The following is a 23,741-nucleotide window of genomic DNA, read 5'->3' on the forward strand; positions in this document are numbered from 1 at the left end:
GATCGGCGGTCTGTTCTGCCGGGTCGGGGGTCCGGTCTGCCGGCAGCTGATGGGTGGGCGCGGTCACTGCATGCCTTCCTGTGGGCGGTGCTGGGGACGGGGCTGCACGGGGAGACCGCGCAGATAGAGCCGGATGCCGTGCAGCCGGATGGCGAGGGAGACGGCGAGGGTGGAGAAGGGGTGGCGCAGGGCGAGGCGGGCCAGCGCCCGGGGGGTGGCCCGGCGGCGGGTGCCCCGTACGGTCGCGGTGAACGGGCGGCCGCCGTCGCGCTCCAGATGGACGCTCAGGTCCAGCCGGTCGCCGGGCTCGGGCAGCCGCATCCGGTACCCGCCGTCGACGGGGAAGAACGGCGAGACGTAGAACTCCTTGCCGGTCGTGGCGCGGTCATTCCCGTCCGGGTGGAGCAGATAGCCGTGCCGTTCGCCGTAGGTGTTGTGCACCTCGGCCACGACGCAGAGCGGGGAGCCGTCGGCGCGGCGGCACCAGTAGACGGTGAGCGGGTTGAAGACATGGCCGAGGACGCGGGCCTGGGTGAGCATGGTGACGGTTCCGTCGGCGAGGTCGACCCCACGGGCCGCCAGGAACCGGCTCAGCCCGGCCCGGATGGTGGGAGCGGTGCCGCCGAAGTGGTCCCGCGCCTCGAACCGGGCCAGGGGCCGCAGGGCGCGCGGCAGCCGGGGCGGCGCGTCCGGGTCGATGAGCCAGAGGTAGGTCCGGTGCCGCAGCGCGTACTTGCCGGGCCGGGTCCGTACGTGCGTGATGGTGCACGGGTACAGGGCACCCTCGGGGCCGCTCACCACTCCACCCCCAGGGCCGCGGCGGCCTCGACCCCCGAGCGGCAGCCGTCCTCGTGGAATCCCCAGCCGTGGTACGCCCCCGCGAAGGCGGTGACGGGCCCGGAGAGGGCGGGCAGGCGGGCCTGGGCGGCCACGGACTCCGGGGTGTAGACGGGGTGTTCGTAGACCATGCGGGCCCGTACGGCATCGGGGTCGACCCGGTCCGAGCCGTTCAGCGTGACGACGAAGGTCTCGGGCGCGTCGAGTCGCTGGAGCCGGTTCATGTCGTAGCTGACGGTGACCCGGTCGGCGTCGGCGGCGCAGGAGGGCATCAGGTAGTTCCAGGAGGCCCTGGCTCCCCGGCTGCGGGGCAGCAGCGTGGGGTCGGTGTGCAGGAGCGTGGGGTTGCGGGAGTACGTGAAGGCGCCGAGCGTCTCCCGTTCGGCGTCGGTCGGGTCGGCCAGCAGCCGGAGCGCCTGGTCGGGGTGGGTGGCGATGACGACGGCGTCGTACGGCGTGGTCGTCCCGTCCTCGGTGGTGAGGTCGACGCCGTCCGCGTGGCGGGTGATGGCGCGGACCGGGGTCGCGGTGTGGACGGCGGTGAGCTGCTTGACGACGCGCTCCACGTACGCGCGCGAGCCGCCGGTGACCGTCCGCCAGACCGGGGAGTCGCCGACGGTCAGCATGCCGTGGTGGGACAGGAAGGCGAAGAGGTAGCGGGCCGGGTAGCGCAGGGCGGTGACCGGGTCGCAGGACCAGACGGCGGAGACCACGGGGGTGAGGAAGTGGGCGCGGAAGTACGGGGAGAAGCGGCCGCGCCGGGCGAACTCCCCCAGCGTCATGTCGGTGGCCGGCCCCTCCGGGAGCTCCAGCAGCGCGCGGGCGGCGCGGTGGAAGCGGGTCACCTCGGCGAGCATCCGCAGGTACGGGCCGCGCAGGGCCGAACGCGGCTGGGCGAAGAGCCCGGCGGGCCCGCGGGCACCCGCGTACTCCAGGCCGCACCCCTCGCACCGTACGGACATCGACATCTCCGATTCCTGGGTGGCGACGCCCAGTTCGTCGAAGAGCCGCAACAGGTGGGGGTAGGTCCGCCGGTTGTGCACGATGAAGCCCGAGTCGACGCGGTGCACCCGGCCGTCGGACGCGCCCAGTTCGTGCGTGTGGGCGTGGCCGCCGATACGGTCGTCCGCCTCGTACAGCGTGACGTCGTGGGCCCCCCGCAGAACGTGCGCGGCGGTCAGTCCCGCCACTCCGCTGCCCACCACGGCTGTCCGCCGCCGCTCCCGTGCCATCCCGGCTCCCTCCGGTTCTCCTGCGCTGTTCGGAGCAGTACGGAGACGCTCCTCGAACTGCATTCGTCGCAGGTGGCCGGAAGGATTGGTCGATGATCGGAAGTACCTCGATCGAGTGAATGCACCCGTCGGACCAATCCGCGGGGAGCCCCGCGCCGAATCCCTTGCGTGAGAGCAGATCGGAACACCTCGCGGACGGACGGGGCCCTCGGGTCCCGGCGGTCCCGCCCGGCGCGCGCCGAGTTGGCCGCGCCCGGCGGCCGGGCCACCGGGCCCGGAGCCCGGTGTGCCGCCGCCCCCTCGCCCTCCGCGCCCCACGTGTACCGGCCGGCGCCGGACACCGCGGCGGGCGGGGCGGGCCGGCGGTCCGCCCCGTCGGGGGATCCGGTCTGCGGTGCGGTCGGCGGCGGCAGCGCCGCACGGACGGCCGGGGAGCCGTTCGTGCGGTGCGCCGCCATCGGTCGGGGACGCCGGGCCGGCCGCAGGAGCGAGGCGGCTCCTGGTCGGACGACCGGCTCCGGCACCGGGTCCGTCTCCCGCGGCTGGGAGACGGACCACGGAACGCCGGCGCCGGTTCCGCGCCGCGCCCCTCCGCACCCGTCTCTCCCTTGAGCACCTCCTCCCCTCCAGTCCCTCCCCCTCACGACCATCGATTCAGGAGAAACACCATGAGCACCCTCCGCTTCCGCCGCACCGCCGTCGCCGTGGCCACCGCAGCCGTGCTGCCGCTGGCCCTGACCGCCTGCTCCTCGGACGACTCCTCCAAGGACTCGGCGGCGGGCTCCACCCCGAGTGCGGCCGCCTCGAAGAGCGCTTCGGCCGACGACTCCATGACCATGGACAAGCCGTTCGGCCCGGGCTGTGCGTCCGTGCCGGAGGACGGCGCGGGCTCGTTCGACGGCATGGCGAAGGACCCGGTCGCGACGGCCGCCTCGAACAACCCGGCGCTGTCGACACTGGTGGCCGCCGTGAAGCAGGCCGGCCTGGTCGACACGCTCAACAACGCCGAGAACATCACGGTGTTCGCGCCCACCAACGACGCGTTCGCCAAGATCCCGAAGGCCGACCTGGACGCGCTGCTGGCGGACAAGGCCGAGCTCACCAAGGTCCTCACCTACCACGTGGTGGGCGAGAAGCTGACGCCGAAGCAGCTGGAGAAGGGCTCCTTCGACACGCTGGAGAAGAGCAAGCTGACGACGGCCGGTTCGGGCACCGAGTACACCGTGAACGACAGCTCGAAGGTCGTCTGCGGCAACGTCCAGACCGCCAACGCGACGGTGTACATCGTCGACTCGGTCCTGATGCCCCCGAAGTAACCGCAGGGGTGTGACGCAGGGCGGTGGGCCACAGGGGATGGCGGCCCACCGCCCTTCGCTCTGCCCTGACCTCACGGCATGCTCCTCGGCGGGTGCTGCGACACCGGAGCCGCCCGCCCTCGCGGGACATCTGGGCAGGAGCGCCACCCGGGTACACATAAGGGGGAAATAAGAGCAGAATGGACATATGGGTGCCTGGCGCACACTCCGTATGGCGTCGGGGCCCGCAGGACCGAAGGAGACGAGATCTCATGAGCAACGTCTCAGACGCCAGGAGCCACGTCAGGGGTGACCTGTCAGGCCACCCCGACGCCTCCGAAATGCGCGCACGGTACGACAGGATGATGGGCGGCCGCGATGTGGCCCTGGTGGACGCGCCGGTGTTCCTCGTCGGCCTCTACTGCGCCGTCTCCCCGTGGGTGCTCCACTTCACGGCCAGCCAGCCCGCCCTGGTGACGCACAACCTCGTGATGGGTATCGCCATCGCCGTCCTGGCCCTGGGCTTCACCGTGATGCCCGAGCGGATGTACGGCCTGAGCTGGGCGATGTGCGCGATCGGTGCGTGGGTCATCGTGTCGACCTGGGTGGTCGGGAGCAGCCCGGACACCGGGATCGTGGTCAACAACATCATCGTCGGCGGACTGACGGTGCTGTTGGGCCTGGTCTGCGCCGGAGCCGCGATGAGAAGCCGCAACACGTGACGGCCCCCGCCGTTCTCAGCCCCTCCGGAGCTTGAGGAGCGGGGTCAGGGGCAGCGTACCGGTCTCGGGAAGGGGACGGTGGGGGAAGAGGCCCGCCGCAGACGACCCACCGCCCCGCCCCGCTGCTCCCGCGGCACCCCATGTCAGCCCACAGAGCTGTACGCCACAACCCCCCGCAACACCCCGTCAACCGCCTTCCGCGCATTACGCGCCACAGAGCTCGCCCCCGCACTCCCCTCCCGAGGAGCCGCCGCGGCCACCTGCCCCAGCACGTCGATCACCTGCTTGCACCACCGTACGAAGTCGCCCGCGGGCATCTCCGCCTCGCGCAGCACCTCGTCCAGCGTGCGGCCTGAGGCCCACATGTAGACCGCCCAGGCGAAGCCGAGATCGGGCTCGCGCTGCCCGACCCCTTCCGTCTGGTTGATCTTGAAGTCCTCCTCCAGCGCGTCCAGCCGCCCCCAGATCCGCACCATCTCGCCCATGGCGACCTTGGCGGGCCCGGACGGCAGTTTGGGCGCCACCGCGTCGTCCGCCTGCCGTGCCTCGTAGACCAGCGCCGAGACACAGGCAGCCAGTTCAGCGGGGTTGAGCCCTTCCCAGACCCCCTCCCGCAGACACTCGCTGGCGAGCAGGTCCAGCTCCCCGTACAGCCGGGCCAGCCGCCGCCCGTTCTCCGTGACCTCGTTACCCCGGAGGTAGTCCAGCTCGGTCAGGAGCGCGACGATCCGGTCGAAGGTCCGGGCGATCGTGTTCGTCCGACCCTCGATCCGCTGCTCCAGCTGCCGCGTGTCCCGCTGCAACCGGTGGTACCGCTCGGCCCACCGCGCATGGTCCTCGCGCTCGTCGCACCCGTGGCACGGGTGGGCGCGCAGCTCGGTCCGCAGCCGGGCGATCTCGCGGTCGTCGGCAGCCGGAGCCCGCCCCCTGCGGTGCCGGTCGGGCACGATGTGCCCGGCCTTCGTCCGCAGCGCGGAGGCCAGATCGCGCCGTGACTGCGGCGAGCGCGGGTTGAACGACTTCGGGACCCGCATCCGGTCCAGCGCCTCCACCGGCACCGGGAAGTCCATCGAGGCCAGCCGCTTGACCTGCCGCTCGGCGGTCAGCACCAGCGGTCGCGGCCCGTCGTGGTGGTCGAACCCGCGGTGCCCGTTGGCCCGCCCGGCGGGCAGACCGGGATCCAGCACCAGGGCCAGACCGGCGAACTTCCCGGTCGGTACGTGGATGACGTCGCCCGGCTTCAGCTTCTCCAGCGAGGAGGCCGCCGCCGCCCGCCGCTGCGCCGCGCCCTGCTTGGCGAGCTCCGTCTCCCGGTCCTTGAGGTCGCGGCGGAGCCGCGCGTACTCCTCGAAGTCGCCGAGGTGGCAGGTCATGCCCTCCTTGTAGCCCTCCAGCCCCTCCTCGTTGCGCTGCACCTGCCGCGAGATCCCGACGACGGACTTGTCCGCCTGGAACTGGGCGAACGAGGTCTCCAACAGCTCCCGCGACCTGTGCCGCCCGAACTGCTGCACCAGGTTGACCGCCATGTTGTACGACGGGCGGAAGCTGGAGCGCAGTGGATACGTCCGCGTCCCCGCGAGCCCGGCCAGCGCCGTCGGGTCCATGCCGCGCTGCCACAGGACCACCGCGTGGCCCTCGACGTCGATGCCGCGCCGCCCGGCCCGGCCGGTGAGCTGGGTGTACTCGCCGGGGGTGATGTCGGCGTGCTGCTCACCGTTCCACTTGACGAGCTTCTCCAGGACCACGGAGCGCGCGGGCATGTTGATGCCGAGCGCCAGGGTCTCGGTGGCGAAGACGGCCTTGACCAGCCCTCGTACGAACAGCTCCTCGACGACCTCCTTGAAGGTCGGCAGCATGCCCGCGTGGTGCGCGGCGATGCCCCGCTCCAGCCCTTCGAGCCACTCGTAGTACCCCAGGACGTGCAGGTCCTCGCCGGGGATGGAGGCCGTCCGCTCCTCGACGATCTCGCGCACCAGGCGGCGCTTGTCCTCGTCGTTGAGCCGGAGCCCCGCGTACATGCACTGCTGGACGGCGGCCTCGCAGCCGGCCCGGCTGAAGATGAAGGTGATGGCCGGGAGCAGCCCCTCGTTGTCCAGCCGCTCGATGACCTCGGGCCGTCCGGGCGTCCAGATCCGGCTGCGCTGGCGCCGCTCGCGCTCGCGGTCGGCCTCGCGGACCATCTTGCCCCGGCGGCGGTCGCGGGGGTTGTAGCCGTTCTGGTTCTCCGTACGGGCGAGCCGGACCAGGTCCGGGTTGACCTCGCGGCGTCCGGCGCCCCGGCCGCCGTGGTCGGTGGCCTCCTCGAAGAGGTCGTACATCTTGCGTCCGGCCATGACGTGCTGCCAGAGCGGCACGGGCCGGTGCTCGGAGACGATCACCTCGGTGGAGCCGCGCACGGTGTCCAGCCAGTCGCCGAACTCCTCGGCGTTGGACACGGTCGCCGACAGGGACACCAGAGTCACCGACTCCGGCAGGTGGATGATCACTTCCTCCCACACCGCGCCCCGGAAGCGGTCGGAGAGGTAGTGCACCTCGTCCATGACCACATAGCCGAGGCCGGAGAGCGACTGCGACCCCGCGTACAGCATGTTCCGCAGGACCTCGGTGGTCATCACGACCACCGGCGCCTCGGAGTTGACACTGTTGTCGCCGGTCAGCAGGCCGACCTTGTCCGCGCCGTACCGCTTGACCAGATCGGCGAACTTCTGGTTGGAGAGCGCCTTGATCGGCGTGGTGTAGAAGCACTTGCGGCCCTGCTCCAGGGCCAGGTGCACGGCGAACTCGCCGACGATCGTCTTGCCCGACCCCGTCGGGGCCGCGACCAGCACCCCCTTGCCCGCCTCAAGGGCCTGGCACGCCTCGATCTGGAACGGGTCCAGTCCGAACTCGTACATCTCCCGGAAGGGCCCGAGTGCCGTCGCCATCTCGGCCGCACGGGCGCGGGATGCCTGGTATCGCTCAGCTGGTGAGAGGTCCTCTGTCATCTTGCGTACGAGCCTACCCGTCACCCCTGACAGTCAGCCGGATCTTTAAATCCCCTCGGCCTTCCGCCCTGCCAGCACCCGTACGGCACCGGGCACGCAGGTCGCCGTGAGCGGCAGCGCGCCCAGCGGTTCACCGTCCGCGTACGCCGTGACACCGGCCGCCGCCAGCTCGATCGAGGAGACCCGGTGCACGGAGACGGCGGGGTGGCTCAGATGGGTGCCCTGGTAGACCTTCGGAAACACCCTGAGGAGGGTGGCGCGGGAGCACTTCCCCACCACGGTCACGTCGAAGAGGCCGTCGTCCATCTCCGCCCCGGCACAGATCCGCATGCCTCCGCCGTACGTGGTGCCGTTGCCGACCGCGATGAGCGTGGCCTCGATCTCGCGGGCCTCTCCCCCGTCCAGCCGGATCCGGTACGGGATCGGGGCGAAGGCGGCCAGCTCCGCGAGGATGGCGAGGTCGTATGTGAACCGGCCGCCGACGAAGCGCATCCGGTTGCCCCGGTCGTTGACCCGGGAGTCGAAGCCGGAGGCGAGGACGGAGCCGAACCAGCGCTCCCCGACGCGTCCGAGGTCGATGTCCCGGTGGCCGCTCTCCTTGAGCGCCCGGGCCGCCAGCGCTCCGGCGGCGGCCGGGTCGCGGATCGGCAGGCCCAGCGCGCGGGCGAAGTCGTTGCCGGTGCCGACGGCGACGACGCCCAGCGGCGTACTCGTCCCCGCGACGGCTTGGAGGGCGAGGGACATCAGCCCGTCCCCGCCCACGGCTATCAGCGCCCCGGTCCCCGCCGCCACGGCCTCGCGGGCCCGGCGCAGGGCGTCGTCCGCGTCCTCGCCGAGGACCGTACGGACGGAGAATCCCGCGTCCCGCATCGCGGAAGCGGCCGGCTGCGCGGCGCGCGCGCCCCGGCCGCGTCCTGCGGTGGGATTGACGAAGAGGGTGATCTCGCTGGTCACCCTTCGGGACCCTACAAGGTCAGGTGATGTCGTCGTAACCGTTGAGCCGGTGCGAACGGGAGCCGTCCGACTCGCCCGAAGCCTGCTCCGGCAGCGCCCTGCGCGGGGCCGCCACGGGCTCGATCCCGCCGACCGGCTCGGGGGTCAGATCCAGCTCGGAGGCCTCGTCGTCGCTGAGCTCGGCGTCGGGGCTGTTGCGCTTGCGGCGCTTGTCGTTCAGCAGGGAGAAGCCCACGGCGATGAAGTAGAGGAGCGAGAGAGGGCCGGCCAGCAGGAGCATCGAGATGGGCTCGCCGCCGGGGGTGGCGAAGGCGGCGAAGATGGTCAGGCCGACGATCATCCCGCGCCACCAGCGCAACATGCGGGAACCGGAGAGGACTCCGGTCATGTTGAGGGCGACGAGCAGCAGCGGCAGCTCGAAAGCGAGACCGAAAACGATCACCATGCGGGTGATCAGGTCGAGGAAGTCGTCGAGCGGCAGCAGGTTCGTCACGTTGGCGGGGGTGAAGCCGAGCATGATCTCGGCCGTCTGCGGCAGGATCGCGTACGCGAGGTAGGCACCGGCAGCGAACAGCGGGACGCCTGCCGCTACGAAGCCCAGGGAGTACCGCTTCTCCTTCTGGTGGAGCCCGGGGGCGACGAAAGCCCAGAGCTGGTACAGCCAGACAGGCGTGGCGAGGAGGACACCCGACATCAGGGAGACCTTCAGCGCGATGGTGAAAGGCGACAGCAGGCCGTTGGTGGTCATCTCCGCGCAGGGGCGGCCGTTGACCATCGTGTCCATGCCGTTCTTGCAGCCGACCGAGTCGAGGATCGGCTTCATCAGGAACTCGAAGATCTCCTTGTGGAAGAAGGCGGCTCCGATGAAGGCGATCACGATCGCCAGCACGGCCTTCAGCAGCCGGTTACGCAGCTCACGCAGGTGATCGAGGAGAGGCATCCGCCCCTCGTCGTCCTTCTCCTGCTTGCGGGCAGACTTGAGCAACCCACTTCCCTCGTCTCGTGCGGCGGCTGTCGGCGGAGCGCGTCAGCGGTCAGCTCTGGGTGGTGGGGTTGGTCTCGTTGACCGGGCGGGAGCTGGTGACGTCCCCCGGAGAGGCCTGGATGGTGCGCGCGGTGGTGGGCTGCGGGGGGGCCGGGTCCGCCACGGTCTCCGTCGTCGGCGTGGCGGTCGCCGCGTCGTCCTTCTTCATCGCCTTGGCCTCGCTCTTGAGGATGCGGGCCGACTTGCCGAGCGAACGCGCCATGTCGGGAAGCTTCTTGGCACCGAAGAGCAGCAGGATGACGGCGATGATCAGAACGATCTCGAGGGGCTTCAGATTGCCGATCATGTGCGACTTCCTTCTCACTGAGGCGGCTGGAGGATGGGCTCGCTACCCGTTCGACCGGGCATGCGTCCGATCGTTGCGCTTGGCAGCGATCGTAACCCGCAGGGGTGAACGCGAGGCAATGCCCGTGCGTACTGCGGCTTGCGGCCCGCACCTCCCTGCCGGGGCCGTCCCCTGCAGCGTACCCCTCGGTGCCGTCGAACATCAGGCCGCAGACCCGTTATCGCAGGCTGTCGCCGGTGGCCGCGAGACGGATGGCGGCCCGTTCGAGGTCCTCCGACGCCTGGTTGATCCGCTCGGTGGTGGTGGTGACCTGTCGGCCGAGGCGCTGCGCCTCGACGAAGACCTTGATGGCGAGGACGCCGAGGACGGCGACCCCCAGGAATCCCAGGGCGATGGCGAGCATGGGCCAGAACATGCGGCGGTGCCTCTTCCTACGGGCGCGGGGACTACGGGATGGCGTGCAGGCGCAGGGTCCGTACGCCGCCGCCGGTGAGCAGTTCGATGATGCGCTCCCCGGCGGGCTTGCGGACCTGCGCGGCGCACCCCGGGCAGGTGAAGGTGTAGAAGGTCGTACGGCGGCTGGCGCCGATCGCCAGCCGCAGCGCACCCGCCGCCAGCTCGAAGCGCCCACGGCAGTCGGGGCAGGCGGCTCTGAACCGCACGGCGGCGGCCACGGGGACCGGGACCGGGACCGGCCCGGTACGGGCGGTGGCCACGCCGGTGGATGTGGCGGCCGGTCCGCCACGGCTGTCGGTCATCGCGGCCGGTCCGGTGCGGCCGTTGGCCATCGCGGCCGGTTCCGTGCGGGTGGCGGTTCCGGCCGGGGTGACGGGCATGAGGTACGTCGGGTGCATCTCGTTCTCCGCTCCGGGCCCGGTCAGACCGTGTCGTAGGCGGCGAGCGCCTCACGGGCCGCCGTCCGGGCGCTCTCGGCGAGCTCCGGCGGGGAGACGATGCGGCCCTCACCGCCGAGGCGCAGGGCGAGACGGCGCAGCGACGCCGGGTCGGGAGTGCGCAGGGTGATGCGCAGGCCGCCGTCGGGGAGTTCCTCGGCGGAATCGTGCGGGTAGTACTCGGCGACCCAGCGGCCGCCGGTGCCGACCTCGATGACGACCTCGGGGTCCTCTGCCGCGGGCTGGACCAGCCCTTCGGAGAGGTCCCGCAGCTCCAGCTCCGGCGGGGCTGCGGGGGCGTCGAGGAGGCGGATCTCGGCGACCCGGTCCAGCCGGAAGGTCCGGCGGGCCTCGGAGAGCCGGCACCAGCCCTCCATATAGGTGTGGCCGACGGCGAAGAGCCGGATGGGGTCGACCTCGCGCTCGGTGAGTTCGTCGCGCGCGGGCGAGTAGTAGCGCAGCCAGAGGCGTCGGCGCTCGGAGATGGCCCGGTCGACGTCGGCGAAGACACCGCCCTCCGCCTCGAAGGTCACCGAGAGCCGGGAGCTGGCCGCGCCGGACTCCCCCGCCGCCGTCTCCAGCTTGGCCGTGGCCCGGAGCAGGGCCTCCCGGTCGCTCTCGCGCAGTCCGGGCAGGGTCGCCACCGCGCGGGCGGCGACGAGGAGGGCGGTGGCCTCGTCGGCAGCGAGCCGGAGCGGTTCGGCGACGTCGTCCGGGTTGTGCCACCAGATCCGGTCGCCGTCGGTGTCGATGTCGAGGAGGTCGCCGCCCCGGAAGCTGGTCCCGCACATGGGGAGCACGTCGAGGTCCGAGATCAGCTCGTCCTCGGTGATCCCGAAGGCCCGGGCCACGTCCTGGACGTGGGCGCCGGGGCGCTCGCGGAGGTACGTCACCAGGGAGAGCATCCGGCGGGTCTGGTCGATCGCGTTCGTGGCCATCGTCTCGGTCCCCTAGTCCTTGGCCACGGCTCGGAGCCGGTCCACCACATCGGCCCGCAGATCGGCGGGTTCCTCCACGACGACGTCCGGCCCGAACTCGACGAGCCAGGCGTCGAGCCCGTGTCCGTACGGGATCTCCAGCTCGTCCCAGCCGTCGCCGCGCTCATGGACCGATATCGCCCGCGCCCGCAGCGGGTAGCCGGATCCGGCGCGGAGCCTGATCCGGGCGGTCCGGGTGGCGGTCTCGCCGGCCCAGCTCTCGACGGTCTCGCGGACGGTGACGACGTCGGGCACCTCGGCGGTGAACGTCCCGGCGCGGGAGCGGACCTTGCCGGTGATGCGGGAGAGCCTGAAGACGCGCTCGGCGCCACGGCCCCGGTCCCAGCCCGCGAGGTACCAGTGGCCGCGCCAGCATTCGAGGGTCCAGGGTTCGACCTGGCGCTGGACGGGGGCGGCGGAGTTGGCCTTGCGGTAGTCGAAGGTGACCGGGCGGCGGTCGCGGCAGGCGAGCATCAGGGGCTCGAAGGCTGCCTCGTGGACGGGGATACGGGGTTCGAGGGCGCTGTGCACCTCGTACGCGTCCTCGGCCTCGGGCATACCGGCCGCGCGGAGCTTCTGGAGGGCGCCGCTGGCGGCCCCGGCGAGGCGGGCCTGCTGCCAGACCTTGGCGGCGAGGCCGAGGGCGGCGGCCTCCTCGGCGTCCAGGGTGATGGGGGGCAGCCGGTTGCTGTCCCGGCGGGCCAGATAGCCGGTGTCGCCGTCGAGGTTCTCGACGGTCTCGATGACGAGGCCGAGCTCGCGCAGATCATCCTTGTCGCGCTCGAACATCCGGTTGAAGGAGTCGTCGGAGCCCGCTTCGAGGTACGCCTCGATGGAGCCGCGCAGCTCGCGCTTGCTGAGCGGGCGCCGGGTCCCCAGCAGGCACAGCGCGAGGTTCATCAACCGCTCGGCCTTGGCAATCGCCATCGACGCCCTTTCTCTTGTGCTCTACGACCGTCGACCGTACCGCCCCGGGGTGTCGGGACCAAAGCGGGATGGTGCACCGGGCAGCGGTGAGGGCCCCCACCGGTATGGCGGGGGCCCTCACTCACGCGGGTCCGGAACGGATCAGACCGAGACCAGGTCGCAGACGAAGATCAGCGTCTCGCCCGGGGCGATCGCGCTGCCCGCGCCGCGGTCGCCGTACGCGAGGTGTGCGGGGATGGTCAGCTGGCGGCGGCCGCCGACCTTCATGCCCTGCACGCCCTGGTCCCAGCCGGAGATGACCTGGCCGACACCGAGCTGGAAGGCCAGCGGCGCGCCGCGGTTCCAGGAGGCGTCGAACTCCTCACCGGTGGAGAAGGCCACGCCCACGTAGTGGACCTTGACCTTGTCCCCGGCCTTGGCGACGGGGCCGTCGCCCTCCCAGATGTCCTTGATCTCCAGGTCGGCCGGCGGCTCGCCACCCGGGAAGTCGATCTCGGGCTTCTCGATGCTCACTGAACTGCTCCTCTAAATGATGAACTGGACAACCGGGACAGTCTTGCACCCTGGTCAGCGGGCGTTACATCTTGGCCAGGACGTCCACGGCGAAGACCAGCGTGGAGTTCTTCGGAATGGCCTGCTGCTGCTGGTCGCCGAAGGCCTGGTCCGGCGGGATCACGAGCAGCACGCGGCTGCCGACCTTCTTGCCGATCAGGCCCTCCTTGAGTCCCTTGAGGGTGACCTGGGCCAGCGGGAAGGTCTGGGTCTTGCCCTGGGCGTAGGTGGAGTCGAACTCCTTGGCATCCTTCCAGATCAGACCCACGTAGTTCACGACGACGCTGTCGGTCTCCTTGATGACCTCACCGTCGGACTCCAGGATGTAGTTGGAGGCCAGCTTCTTCGGCGGGTCGCTCTTGGGGATGGTGACCTTCGGCGCCTTGCCGTCGTCGTTGGTCCCGACCTTGGGCAGGTCGATGTTGTCCTGGGCGACCTCCTTGCCCTTGGCGGAGGCCGGGATCTGGGTCGCCTTCACGATGTCGACGACGAAGCCGAGGGTGGCGTTCGGCTTGATGTCTCCCTGGCCCTGCTCGCCGTAGCCGAGCTCCGGCGGGATGACGAGCTGGACGCGGCTGCCGACCTTCTGGCCGACGAGGCCCTTGTCCCAGCCCTGGATGACCATGCCCGCGCCGAGCGTCAGGTCGAAGGGCTGCTTGCGGTCGAAGCTGTTGTCGAACGGCTTGTCGGAGTCCCACGACTGACCGAGGTAGTTGACCTGGATCGCGTCGCCGTTCTTGAGCTTCGCACCGTCGCCCTCGCTGATGACCTCGGTCTTCAGCTCCTTGGGCGGGTCTCCCTTGCCCTTGGAGAGGGTGGGCTTCTCGCCGAACTTCGCGCCTGCGGTGATCGCGGGCACGCCGTTCTTGGACGAGGCGGAGTCGGAGGCCTTGTCGTCGCTGCCGCAGGCCACTGCCGACAGCAGCAGGAGGGGGGCGACGAGAAGGCCGGCAATTCGGCGCACTGGTTCCTCAGATCTCAGGGGGCACTGTGGTTGAGTCCGACCACTCTAGGCCGTGGAGAGGGCCCCGTACGAGGAACGTACGGGGCCCTGTCGCACGACGGCCGGCCGAGAGGTGCGCCCCCAGGGCCTGTCACATGCCCGCGATCAGCTTCTCCACGCGCTCGTCGACGGAGCGGAACGGGTCCTTGCAGAGCACCGTGCGCTGCGCCTGGTCGTTGAGCTTGAGGTGGACCCAGTCGACGGTGAAGTCCCGGCGCTGCTCCTGGGCCCGGCGGATGAAGTCGCCGCGCAGCCTCGCCCGGGTGGTCTGCGGGGGCACCGACTTGCCCTCGAAGATCTTCAGGTCGTTGCAGATGCGGGCGGTCTGGCCCTTCCGCTCCAGGAGGTAGAAGAGACCGCGGCGACGGTGGATGTCGTGGTAGGCGAGGTCTATCTGGGCGACCCGCGGGTTCGACATGGTCATGTTGTGCTTGGCGCGGTACCGCTCGATGAGCTTGTACTTCATGACCCAGTCGATCTCGGTGTCGATCCGGTCGAGGTCCTCGGCCTCGATGGCGTCGAGGGTGCGGCCCCACAGCTCCAGGACCTGGTCGACGGTGCCGGTGCGGATGCCCCGGCGCTCGACGAAGTCCACGGCCTTCTCGTAGTACTCCCGCTGGACCTCGATGGCCGAGGCCTCGCGGCCGCTGGCCAGGCGCACCTTGCGCCGGCCGGTGAGGTCGTGGCTGACCTCGCGGATGGCCCGGATCGGGTTCTCCAGGGTCAGATCGCGCATCACCGTGCCCGCCTCGATCATGCGGAGCACCAGGTCGGTGGCGCCGACCTTGAGCAGCATGGTCGTCTCGGACATGTTCGAGTCTCCGACGATGACGTGGAGGCGGCGGTACCGCTCGGCGTCGGCGTGGGGTTCGTCACGGGTGTTGATGATCGGCCGGGAGCGGGTGGTCGCGGAGCTGACGCCCTCCCAGATGTGCTCGGCACGCTGGCTGACGCAGTAGACGGCTCCGCGCGGCGTCTGGAGCACCTTGCCCGCCCCGCAGATGAGCTGCCGGGTGACGAGGAAGGGGATGAGGATGTCCGCGAGCCGGGAGAATTCTCCGTGCCGGGCGACGAGGTAGTTCTCGTGGCACCCGTAGGAGTTTCCCGCCGAGTCGGTGTTGTTCTTGAAGAGATAGACGTCGCCCGCGATTCCCTCCTCGTGCAGGCGGCGTTCGGCGTCGACGAGCAGGCCTTCGAGAATGCGCTCGCCGGCCTTGTCGTGCGTGACCAGCTCGGTCACGTTGTCGCATTCGGGGGTTGCATATTCCGGATGCGATCCCACGTCGAGGTAGAGGCGGGCGCCGTTCCGCAGAAAGACATTGCTGCTGCGGCCCCATGACACAACACGGCGGAAGAGGTAGCGCGCCACTTCGTCAGGTGACAGTCGGCGCTGTCCCCTGAACGTGCACGTGACGCCGTACTCGTTCTCCAGCCCGAAAATGCGGCGGTCCATGACTGAACATTACGCCTTACGGCCGGTGCTGAAACCGGGTTTGACAGCACCGTTTCGATCATTTTCCGATCCGGTCACGACGGCGGGGTCGCGTACGGGAGCTGCGAGGACCTTCCCCGTGGCCAGCAGGACCACCAGGGCGAGGACTCCGCCGACCCCCGCCACGCCGAAGCTCCAGGCGGTGGAGCCGATCTCGACGGCGGGTCCCGCGACGGCCGTTCCGGCTGCCGCGCCGACGCCGAAGGTGGTGACGAGCCAGGAGAACGCCTCGGTCACCGTGCCGCGCGGGGCGTGCCGGTCCACCACGATGAACGAGCAGGCGATGGCGGGGGCCAGGAAGACTCCGGCGAGGGCGGCGAGGGCGGTCATGACGGGGACCGAGGGGGTGAGCGTCAGCGGCAGGTAGCCGAGGGCCAGGAGGCCGACGATGACGCGGAGCCGCCGCTCGGGCGCACCGGCCCACTGCCGTGCCCCGTAGCCGAGGCCACCGATGAGGGCGCCGAGGCCGAGCGCGGCCATCAGCCAGCCGTACACCGACTCGCGGCCGTGGTCGTCGGCGTAGGCCACACCGGCCACCGTGATGGAGCCGAGCGCGAGACCGACGAAGAAGAACGCCCCGAGCAGGGCTAGGAGTCCGGGCGAGCGCAGGGCGCCGAGCCAGTGCGCCTCGCGGGGTGCGGAGCGCCAGGTGCGGGAGGGCTCCGAGAGGACGACCGACAACGCGCCCAGGACGCCGATGGCGTTGATGACGAGCAGAGCGGCGGCCGGGGACCAGAGCGAGACGAGGAGTGTCACCAGGAGCGGCCCCACGGTGAACATGATCTCCTGCGCCACGGCGTCCATCGCGTATGCCCGGTGCACCTGGTCCTCGCGCTTCAGCACGCTGGGCCACAGGGCCCGCAGCCCGCCCTCCAGGGGCGGTGTGGCGACTCCGGCGACGATGACGGCGGCGTACGCCAGCGGGAGCGAGCCGAGGCCCACGAACGCCAGCAGGGCCATGCCGAGGGCGGAGAGCACGGCGGCGGGGAGCTGGACGCGCGGCTGCCCGTACAGGTCGACGGCCCGGCCGAGCAGCGGCTGCCCGACGGCGGTGGCGAGCCCGTAGGCGGCGGCGAGGGCGCCGGCCAGGGTGTAGCTGCCGCCCTCGGCGCGGGTGAAGAGCACGATCGCGATGTGGGCGGTGCCGTTGGGCAGCCGCCCCACCAGGGTGCCCGTCAGCAGCCGGGCGGCATGCCGCGCCCGGAGGATGTCCAGATACCCCGCGGCCATCTGCGCCCCTTTCCGCCGGACGGCTGCCGCCACCCGAGGTTTTACGTATAACGTCGAGGCTCATACGTACCATGTCCGCAGTCCGCGGGTCCACCTCGCGGCACCACGGAAACCCCGCACGGAGGCCCGAGTGACCGACCCCCAGCAGCCCGTCCCGCCCCGGCCCACCAGCCGCGACGTGGCCCGTGCGGCGGGCGTCTCGCAGGCGACGGTCTCGCTCGTGCTCGGGGAGAAGTGGCCGGGCCGGGTGTCCGAGGCCACGGCCCAGCGGGTCCGGGACCGTGCGGCGGAGCTCGGCTACCGGCCCAATCTGGCCGCCCGCAATCTGCGGCTCGGCCGCACCAGGACCGCGCTGCTGGTGGTCCCGGCGCTCACCAACGAGTTCTTCGCCCGGGTCTACACCGGGGCCGCCGCCGTGGCCGCCGAGCACGACTTCGGCGTGGTGCTCTACCCCTCCCCGGACGGCACCGGGCCGGCCCGGGACCCGTTCGCCTCGGCCCGCGCCGCCCTGGACGGGGTGATCGCCTCCTCCATGGCCTCCGACGCGCTCGGCGCGCTGCACGGGGCGGACCTGCCGCTGGTGATGCTGGACAGCGACCCGGCGGGGACGGATGCGGCGGCCCATGTGAACCTGGACATCGCCGACGGCATGCGGCAGCTGACGGAGCATCTGCTGGGCCTCGGCCACCGCCGCTTCGTCCATCTGGCGTCCGCCGTGGACACCTGGACGTTCGCGGTCCGGGCGCAGGCGGTACGGGAGGCGGTGGGCGCGGTCCCGGGCGCCACGGTGCGTACGGTACGGGCCCCCCTCGACGTACGGGCCGGGCGCGAGGCCGCCGAACAGGCCCTGGCCGTCACCGGGGAGCGACCCACGGCGGTCGTCTGCGACGACGACATCCTGGCGGCCGGGGCCTGCAAGGCGGCCCGCCGGCTCGGGCTGCGCGTCCCGGACGACCTCTCGGTCACCGGCTTCGACGACCTGGCGCTGGCCACCGCCGTCGAACCGGAGCTGACCACGGTGCAGCTGCCCGCCGAGCAGGTCGGGGAGCGCGGTATGGCGGCGCTGCTCGCGGTGCTGGACGGCCGCCCTGCCGAGACGGACAGCCTGCCGGTGCGGCTGGTCGTACGGGGCTCCACGGCACCGCCGCCCCCTCCCGGGCATGACGGATGCCCCCGGGCCGAGCCCGGGGGCATCCGTCATGTGTGAGCCGACTACTCCTCGGTGGAGCCGGGGGCGGTGCCGGTGTCCGTACCGGTGCCGGTCTCCGTGGAGTCGGGGGTGTCGGTCTCCTCGGTGTCGGACGGGGCGTCCGTCGGGGTGGCGCCCGCCGCTTCCGCGTCGAGGAGCCGGGTCAGCTGGCGGCCGACGATCCGCTTGAACTTGCGCTGCTGGGGCCGCGTACGGTCCAGCACCGCGACTTCGAGGCGCTCGGCGGGGATCTCCCGCTCCCCGCCGCCCGGCTCGCGGGAGAGCGCCTGGACGGCCAGCTTGAGCGCCTCGGCGAGGGTCATGCCGTCGCGGTGGCGCTGGTCCAGGAAGCCGCTGATCTGCTCGGCGTTGCCGCCGACCGCGACCGAGCCGTGCTCGTCCACGATCGAACCGTCGTGCGGCAGCCGGTAGATCTGGTCACCCTCAGGGGCGGTGCCGACCTCGGCGACGACCAGCTCCACCTCGTACGGCTTCTCGGCCGCGCTGGAGAAGATGGTGCCGAGCGTCTGGGCGTAGACGTTGGCCAGCCCGCGGGCTGTCACATCGTCACGGTCGTAGGTGTATCCGCGCAGGTCCGCGTAGCGCACACCGCCGATGCGGAGGTTCTCGTACTCGTTGTACTTGCCGGCGGCCGCGAAGCCGATCCGGTCATAGATCTCGCTGAACTTGTGCAGCGCGCGGGACGGGTTCTCGCCGACGAACACAATGCCGTCGGCATACTGCAGCACAACGAGGCTGCGACCACGGGCGATGCCCTTGCGGGCGTATTCCGCCCGGTCGGCCATGGCCTGCTGGGGTGAGACATAGAACGGCGTCGACACCGGCTATCCGTCCCTTTCTGTCAGTGACGAGTGCATCTCGGAAGGCTCGGAGTCCGGGTCAGAGCAGCGCGGCGCGCGGGCCGTCGGGCTGCTCCAGGCGGCGTTCCAGGATGGAGCGCGCGATGTCGGCGGACTCCTGGTCGCCCAGCCTCCGGAAGCCTTCGTCGGTGATGACGGTGACGATCGGGTAGATCCGGCGGGCCACGTCCGGGCCGCCGGTCGCCGAGTCGTCGTCAGCGGCGTCGTACAGCGCCTGCACGACCAGGGTGAGGGTCTGCTCCTCCGTCAGGTCCTCGCGGTAGAGCTTCTTCATGGAGCCGCGGGCGAAGATCGACCCGGATCCGGTGGCGGCGTAGCCGTTCTCCTCGGAGCGGCCACCGGTGACGTCGTAGGAGAAGATGCGGCCCTTGTCGCGGTCCACGTCGTACCCCGCGAAGAGCGGCACCACGGCGAGGCCCTGCATGGCCATGGCGAGGTTGGAGCGGATCATGGTGGAGAGCCGGTTCGCCTTGCCCTCCAGGGAGAGCTGGGCGCCCTCGACCTTCTCGAAGTGCTCCAGCTCCAGCTGGAACAGCTTGACCATCTCCACGGCCAGTCCGGCGGTGCCGGCGATGCCCACCGCCGAATACTCGTCGGCCGGGAAGACCTTCTCGATGTCGCGCTGCGCGATCATGTTGCCCATGGTGGCGCGCCGGTCACCGGCCAGGACGACGCCACCGGGGAAGGACGCCGCGACGATGGTCGTCCCGTGCGGTGCCTCGATGGCCCCCTGAAGCGGCGGCAGACTCCGGTTGCCCGGGAGCATCTCGGGCGACTGGTCGGACAGGAAGTCCATGAACGAGGACGAACCCGGCGTCAGGAAGGCAGCTGGTAGACGCCCGGTGCTACGAGTGTTGGCTTCCACGCGTTTCCCTCCAGGTATGCGATGGCCCTGCGCAAGAGAGTCAGGATCATCCCCCAACTTGCCGATGGCCGAATTGCAGTTGAAGCAACGTACGCCACGGACCCTACCCGTCCCGGGGCAGTGATCCACATGTTCGGCGGAGGGATCTGCGTCGATCCCGCACTCGCGAACCGGAGGGGGCTCCACCGGTCGGCGAGCGGGGTGACGGCGCCCGCCGCGGCGGGCGCCGTCACCCCGTCTCCCCCGAGTTCCACGGTCGCCCGGAGCGCTACCAGGCGTTCACACTCGTGAACTACTGTCCACCCTTTTGAACGAAGGAGCGGACGAAGTCCTCGGCGTTCTCTTCGAGGACGTCGTCGATCTCGTCCAGCACCGAGTCGACGTCGTCGCTCAGCTTCTCCTGGCGCTCCGCGAGGTCCTCGGACGCCTGCGCGTCCTGCGCCTGCTCCTCGACCTCCTCGGTGGAACGCGTCGCCTTCTGCTGTCCGCCGCCGGTGTCCTTGGTCGCCATGTAGCTCACCCCGCTCGGTTCGAAGCAATCAAGCTCTTGATCAGACCCTACCCACGAGGTCCGACATTTGGCCCGGTGGTTGTGCAACGTCCGGGCCTCGGGTGATTGATTCCCCGCCCGGACGCCTTTCAGCCGCCCGACAGCGTCCGGACCAGCTCCTCCGCCGTACGGCAGCGGTCCAGGAGGTCCTTGACGTGCTCCTTGGTCCCCCGCAGCGGCTCCAGGGTGGGCACCCGCTGGAGCGAGTCGCGGTCCGGCAGGTCGAAGATGACCGAGTCCCAGGAGGCGGCCGCAACGTCGTCGGCATACTGCTCCAGACAGCGGCCCCGGAAGTAGGCCCTGGTGTCCTCCGGAGGCTGCGTACGGGCCCTGGTGACGTCGTCCTCGTCCAGCAGCCGCTTCATCCGCCCACGGGCCGCCAGACGGTTGTAGAGCCCCTTGTCGGGCCGTACGTCGGCGTACTGGAGGTCGACCAGGTGCAGCCGGGGGGCGTCCCAGTCCAGCGAGTCGCGGCGGCGGTAACCCTCCATGAGCTCCCGCTTGGCGATCCAGTCCAGCTCCCCGGCCAGGCTCATCGGGTCGGTCTCCAGCCGGTTGAGCGTGTCCTCCCAGCGGGTCAGGATGTCCTTGGTCTGCTCGTCGGCGTCGGCACCGTACCGCTCGTCGACGTATTTGCGGGCCAGCTCGAAGTACTCCATCTGGAGCTGGACGGCGGTGAGTGTCCGGCCGCTGCGGAGCGTGATCAGCTGCCGGAGGTCCGGGTCGTGCGAGACCTGGTGCAGGGTGCGGACGGGCTGGTCGACGGCGAGGTCGACGTTGATGAAGGCGTCCTCGATCATGGACAGCACCAGGGACGTGGTGCCCAGCTTCAGATAGGTCGAGATCTCCGAGAGGTTGGCGTCGCCGATGATCACATGGAGCCGGCGGTACTTCTCCGCGTCGGAGTGGGGCTCGTCCCGGGTGTTGATGATGGGCCGCTTGAGCGTGGTCTCCAGGCCGACCTCGACCTCGAAGTAGTCCGCGCGCTGGCTGATCTGGAAGCCGTGCTCATGGCCGTCCTGGCCGATGCCGACCCGCCCCGCGCCGGTGACGACCTGGCGGGAGACGAAGAACGGCGTCAGATGGCGCACGATGTCCGAGAACGGCGTCTCCCGCTTCATCAGATAGTTCTCGTGCGTGCCGTAGGAGGCGCCCTTGTTGTCGGTGTTGTTCTTGTAGAGGTGGATCGGCTGGGCGCCGGGGATGGCGGCCGCCCGCTCGGCGGCCTCGGCCATGATCCGCTCGCCGGCCTTGTCCCAGAGCACCGCGTCGAGGGGGTTGGTGATCTCCGGTGAGCTGTATTCGGGGTGCGCGTGGTCGACGTAGAGCCGGGCGCCGTTGGTGAGGATCACATTGGCCAGGCCGATGTCCTCGTCGGTGAGCTGACTGGAGTCGGCGGTCTCACGGGCGAGGTCGAAGCCTCGCGCGTCGCGCAGCGGATTCTCCTCCTCGAAGTCCCAGCGGGCGCGGCGCGCCCGGTGCATCGCCGCCGCGTAGGCGTTGACGATCTGGGACGAGGTGAGCATGGCATTGGCGTTGGGGTGGCCGGGGACGGAGATCCCGTACTCCGTCTCGATGCCCATTACTCGCCGTACGGTCATGCGGCCCTCCTTGCCCGGCGTCGGTCCCGTCCGGGAGCGACGCTCAAGTACCGCTGCTTGTCCGGTGCGTATGCGGTGCCCGTCACCGCACTGCGCGACTCGGCGGTACCGCAGAGCCTAGAGCGCCTCTGCGCCGGTGGGGAGATCAATTACGACATTGTTCCGGTGTGGCCGGAACGGGGGAAAACGACCGGCTGCGGATGCCCCTCCAGGCATCCGCAGCCGGTCGGCGTATTACAGGTACTGGCCGGTATTGGCCACCGTGTCGATGGAGCGCCCGGTGTCCGCGCCCTGCTTTCCGGTGACGAGTGTGCGGATGAAGACGATCCGCTCACCCTTCTTACCGGAAATCCTGGCCCAGTCGTCCGGATTGGTGGTGTTGGGCAGGTCCTCGTTCTCCTTGAACTCATCCACGCAGGCCTGGAGGAGATGGGAGACGCGCAGACCCTTCTGCTGCTCTTCGAGGAATGCCTTGATGGCCATTTTCTTTGCCCGGTCGACGATGTTCTGAATCATCGCGCCGGAGTTGAAGTCCTTGAAGTACAGGACTTCCTTGTCGCCGTTGGCGTAGGTGACCTCGAGGAAGCGGTTCTCCTCGGATTCCGTGTACATCCGCTCCACCACGGACTGGATCATGGCGTGGGCGGCGGCCGGCCGGGAGCCGGAGTGCTCGGCCAGATCGTCCGAGTGCAGCGGGAGCGACGGAGTCAGGTACTTCGCGAAGATGTCCTTCGCGGCCTCGGCGTCCGGACGCTCGATCTTGATCTTCACATCGAGTCGGCCGGGTCGCAGGATGGCGGGGTCGATCATGTCCTCGCGGTTGGAGGCGCCGATGACGATGACGTTCTCCAGACCCTCCACACCGTCGATCTCGGCGAGCAGCTGCGGGACGATGGTGTTCTCCACGTCCGAGCTGACGCCGCTGCCGCGGGTGCGGAAGAGGGATTCCATCTCGTCGAAGAAGACGATGACGGGGGTGCCCTCGCTCGCCTTCTCCCTCGCACGCTGGAAGACCAGACGGATGTGCCGCTCGGTCTCACCGACGTACTTATTGAGGAGCTCGGGGCCCTTGATATTGAGGAAGTAGCTCTTCCCCGCGGGCTGCCCGGTCACCTCGGCGACCTTCTTGGCGAGCGAATTGGCGACGGCCTTGGCGATGAGCGTCTTGCCGCAGCCGGGCGGACCGTAGAGCAGGATGCCCTTCGGCGGTCGCAGTTCGTGCTCCTTGAAGAGGTCGGGGTGCAGGTAGGGGAGCTCGACCGCGTCGCGGATCAGCTCGATCTGGTCGCCCAGGCCGCCGATCTTGTCGTAGTCGATGTCCGGAACCTCTTCGAGGACCAGCTCCTCGACCTCGCTCTTGGGGACCACCTCGTAGACGTAACCGGACCGGGAGTCCAGCAGCAGGGCGTCACCGGAGCGGATGGTGATGTCCAGCAGCGGCTCGGCGAGCCGCACCACCCTCTCCTCGTCGGTGTGCCCGACCACCAGGGCGCGCTCGCCGTCCTCAAGGATCTCCTTGAGGGTGACGATGTCCCCGGCCCGCTCGAACTCCATGGCCTCGACCACGTTGAGCGCTTCGTTGAGCATGACCTCCTGGCCACGCCTGAGGTCCTCCAGTTCGACACTGGGGGACACGTTCACCCGGAGCTTGCGGCCCCCGGTGAAGATGTCGCAGGTGCCGTCCTCGTTGGCCTGCAGGAAGACACCGAAGCCGGCCGGCGGCTGTGCGAGCCGGTCGACCTCCTCCTTGAGGGCCACGATCTGGTCACGCGCCTCGCGGAGCGTGTTGGCGAGCCGCTCGTTCTGTGCGGACACGCCTGCCAGATTCGTCTGCAACTCGACGATCCGCTCTTCGAGAATCCTCGTATGACGCGGAGAGTCGGCGAGCTTACGTCGCAGGACGGCGATTTCCTGCTCGAGATAGGCAACCTGGCCGGCCGGGTCTTCTGACCCTCGCGCGGGCCGGATGCCGCGGTTGATGTCGTCGTCGTGGGCTGCCACGGTCCTCACCTCCTCCATGGGGAGCTGGACGCTTCCTGACCCTACCTGGGTGGGTGGTGATTGAAACCCCTAGATCACAAAGACTGCGGGGTGTGTCCGATCTTCACCCTTGCGCTCTCCCTCACGCCAAGGGAATACCCACCCTTCGGCATCGGAAAGCCGCCGGTTGTATCGTCGAAGCGTTCAACACCCGTCAGGGCTGGCTCCAATTGGTCCGGATACGCA

The 23,741-nt window shown here is 70.2% G+C and carries 22 protein-coding genes and 1 pseudogene; 3 read left to right on the forward strand and 20 right to left on the reverse strand.

The genetic code is table 11. From position 1 onward, the window contains the following. Positions 1 to 63 precede the first annotated feature (63 nt). Entirely contained in the window at positions 64 to 798 is a 735-nt protein-coding gene (locus D6270_RS05225) for a DUF1365 domain-containing protein (RefSeq protein WP_109166516.1), read from the reverse strand. After that, positions 795 to 2,069: an NAD(P)/FAD-dependent oxidoreductase gene (locus tag D6270_RS05230; protein ID WP_109166515.1), complete on the reverse strand. Its 1,275-nt coding sequence runs from the start codon at positions 2,067 to 2,069 to the stop codon at positions 795 to 797. The genes D6270_RS05225 and D6270_RS05230 overlap by 4 nt, the downstream gene beginning before the upstream one ends. A 668-nt stretch (positions 2,070 to 2,737) precedes the next feature. Between D6270_RS05230 and D6270_RS05235 the strand changes: the two genes are divergently transcribed. Both D6270_RS05235 and D6270_RS05240 read left to right on the forward strand, forming a co-directional pair. Continuing rightward, positions 2,738 to 3,385 (forward strand): fasciclin domain-containing protein, encoded by a 648-nt coding sequence (locus D6270_RS05235; RefSeq protein ID WP_109166514.1) that lies wholly within the window; start codon positions 2,738 to 2,740, stop codon positions 3,383 to 3,385. Positions 3,386 to 3,636: 251 nt separating this feature from the next. Further along, the gene (locus tag D6270_RS05240; protein ID WP_109166513.1) at positions 3,637 to 4,086 is read left to right on the forward strand and encodes an SPW repeat protein; all 450 of its coding nucleotides are present in this window, start codon (positions 3,637 to 3,639) and stop codon (positions 4,084 to 4,086) included. A 143-nt stretch (positions 4,087 to 4,229) separates the two neighbouring features. Here D6270_RS05240 and D6270_RS05250 read toward each other — a convergent pair whose 3' ends face one another. From D6270_RS05250 to D6270_RS05305, 12 genes are all read right to left on the reverse strand, one after another. Then, entirely contained in the window at positions 4,230 to 7,070 is a 2,841-nt protein-coding gene (locus D6270_RS05250) for a DEAD/DEAH box helicase (protein ID WP_109166511.1), read from the reverse strand. A gap of 45 nt (positions 7,071 to 7,115) precedes the next feature. Beyond that, entirely contained in the window at positions 7,116 to 8,024 is a 909-nt protein-coding gene (locus D6270_RS05255; protein WP_109166510.1) for a diacylglycerol kinase, read from the reverse strand. A gap of 19 nt (positions 8,025 to 8,043) precedes the next feature. Continuing rightward, the gene (gene tatC / locus D6270_RS05260; RefSeq protein WP_109166509.1) at positions 8,044 to 9,009 is read right to left on the reverse strand and encodes a twin-arginine translocase subunit TatC; all 966 of its coding nucleotides are present in this window, start codon (positions 9,007 to 9,009) and stop codon (positions 8,044 to 8,046) included. Between the two features lie 49 nt (positions 9,010 to 9,058). After that, complete coding sequence (gene tatA, locus D6270_RS05265) at positions 9,059 to 9,355, reverse strand: Sec-independent protein translocase subunit TatA (RefSeq protein WP_109166508.1); 297 nt, start codon at positions 9,353 to 9,355, stop codon at positions 9,059 to 9,061. A gap of 217 nt (positions 9,356 to 9,572) precedes the next feature. Beyond that, on the reverse strand, positions 9,573 to 9,770 hold the full coding sequence (locus tag D6270_RS05270) for a hypothetical protein (protein WP_109166507.1): 198 nt from the start codon (positions 9,768 to 9,770) through the stop codon (positions 9,573 to 9,575). A gap of 31 nt (positions 9,771 to 9,801) precedes the next feature. Continuing rightward, a complete protein-coding gene (locus tag D6270_RS05275) occupies positions 9,802 to 10,113 on the reverse strand; it encodes a hypothetical protein (protein WP_204117229.1) in 312 nt (103 codons plus the stop codon). Between the two features lie 119 nt (positions 10,114 to 10,232). Beyond that, the gene (locus D6270_RS05280; protein ID WP_030570235.1) at positions 10,233 to 11,186 is read right to left on the reverse strand and encodes a helix-turn-helix transcriptional regulator; all 954 of its coding nucleotides are present in this window, start codon (positions 11,184 to 11,186) and stop codon (positions 10,233 to 10,235) included. Positions 11,187 to 11,198: 12 nt separating this feature from the next. Further along, positions 11,199 to 12,152, reverse strand: coding sequence for a helix-turn-helix transcriptional regulator (locus tag D6270_RS05285; protein WP_109166506.1), 954 nt, complete (start codon positions 12,150 to 12,152; stop codon positions 11,199 to 11,201). A gap of 141 nt (positions 12,153 to 12,293) precedes the next feature. After that, positions 12,294 to 12,665, reverse strand: a complete 372-nt coding sequence (locus D6270_RS05290) for an FKBP-type peptidyl-prolyl cis-trans isomerase (RefSeq protein ID WP_109166505.1) — start codon at positions 12,663 to 12,665, stop codon at positions 12,294 to 12,296. A gap of 64 nt (positions 12,666 to 12,729) precedes the next feature. Further along, the gene (locus D6270_RS05295; protein WP_109166504.1) at positions 12,730 to 13,668 is read right to left on the reverse strand and encodes an FKBP-type peptidyl-prolyl cis-trans isomerase; all 939 of its coding nucleotides are present in this window, start codon (positions 13,666 to 13,668) and stop codon (positions 12,730 to 12,732) included. 130 nt (positions 13,669 to 13,798) lie between these two features. Next, on the reverse strand, positions 13,799 to 15,160 hold the full coding sequence (gene pafA / locus D6270_RS05300; protein ID WP_026242080.1) for a Pup--protein ligase: 1,362 nt from the start codon (positions 15,158 to 15,160) through the stop codon (positions 13,799 to 13,801). Positions 15,161 to 15,169: 9 nt separating this feature from the next. After that, entirely contained in the window at positions 15,170 to 16,429 is a 1,260-nt protein-coding gene (locus D6270_RS05305; protein ID WP_109166503.1) for an MFS transporter, read from the reverse strand. A 130-nt stretch (positions 16,430 to 16,559) separates the two neighbouring features. On the opposite strand from D6270_RS05305, the gene D6270_RS05310 reads away from it, so the two are divergent. Continuing rightward, entirely contained in the window at positions 16,560 to 17,636 is a 1,077-nt protein-coding gene (locus D6270_RS05310) for a LacI family DNA-binding transcriptional regulator (RefSeq protein ID WP_109166502.1), read from the forward strand. A 5-nt stretch (positions 17,637 to 17,641) separates the two neighbouring features. On the opposite strand, the gene prcA is transcribed toward D6270_RS05310, so the two are convergent. The 6 genes and pseudogenes from prcA to arc form a co-directional block, all read right to left on the reverse strand. Next, complete coding sequence (gene prcA / locus D6270_RS05315) at positions 17,642 to 18,460, reverse strand: proteasome subunit alpha (RefSeq protein WP_109166501.1); 819 nt, start codon at positions 18,458 to 18,460, stop codon at positions 17,642 to 17,644. A 58-nt stretch (positions 18,461 to 18,518) separates the two neighbouring features. Next, entirely contained in the window at positions 18,519 to 19,364 is an 846-nt protein-coding gene (gene prcB, locus D6270_RS05320; RefSeq protein ID WP_109166500.1) for a proteasome subunit beta, read from the reverse strand. Continuing rightward, a pseudogene (locus D6270_RS05325) lies at positions 19,316 to 19,502 on the reverse strand (endonuclease domain-containing protein); the annotation flags it as partial. The gene prcB and the pseudogene D6270_RS05325, both read right to left, overlap by 49 nt. Positions 19,503 to 19,656: 154 nt before the next feature. Next, positions 19,657 to 19,875 (reverse strand): ubiquitin-like protein Pup, encoded by a 219-nt coding sequence (locus tag D6270_RS05330; protein ID WP_003970166.1) that lies wholly within the window; start codon positions 19,873 to 19,875, stop codon positions 19,657 to 19,659. 128 nt (positions 19,876 to 20,003) lie between these two features. After that, positions 20,004 to 21,515, reverse strand: coding sequence for a depupylase/deamidase Dop (gene dop / locus D6270_RS05335; RefSeq protein WP_109166499.1), 1,512 nt, complete (start codon positions 21,513 to 21,515; stop codon positions 20,004 to 20,006). A gap of 234 nt (positions 21,516 to 21,749) precedes the next feature. Continuing rightward, complete coding sequence (gene arc, locus D6270_RS05340) at positions 21,750 to 23,516, reverse strand: proteasome ATPase (protein WP_109166498.1); 1,767 nt, start codon at positions 23,514 to 23,516, stop codon at positions 21,750 to 21,752. Between the last annotated feature and the right edge of the window lie 225 nt (positions 23,517 to 23,741).

Origin of the sequence: Streptomyces griseus subsp. griseus (assembly GCF_003610995.1) — a bacterium.
In the GTDB taxonomy this organism is placed as follows: Bacteria; Actinomycetota; Actinomycetes; order Streptomycetales; family Streptomycetaceae; genus Streptomyces.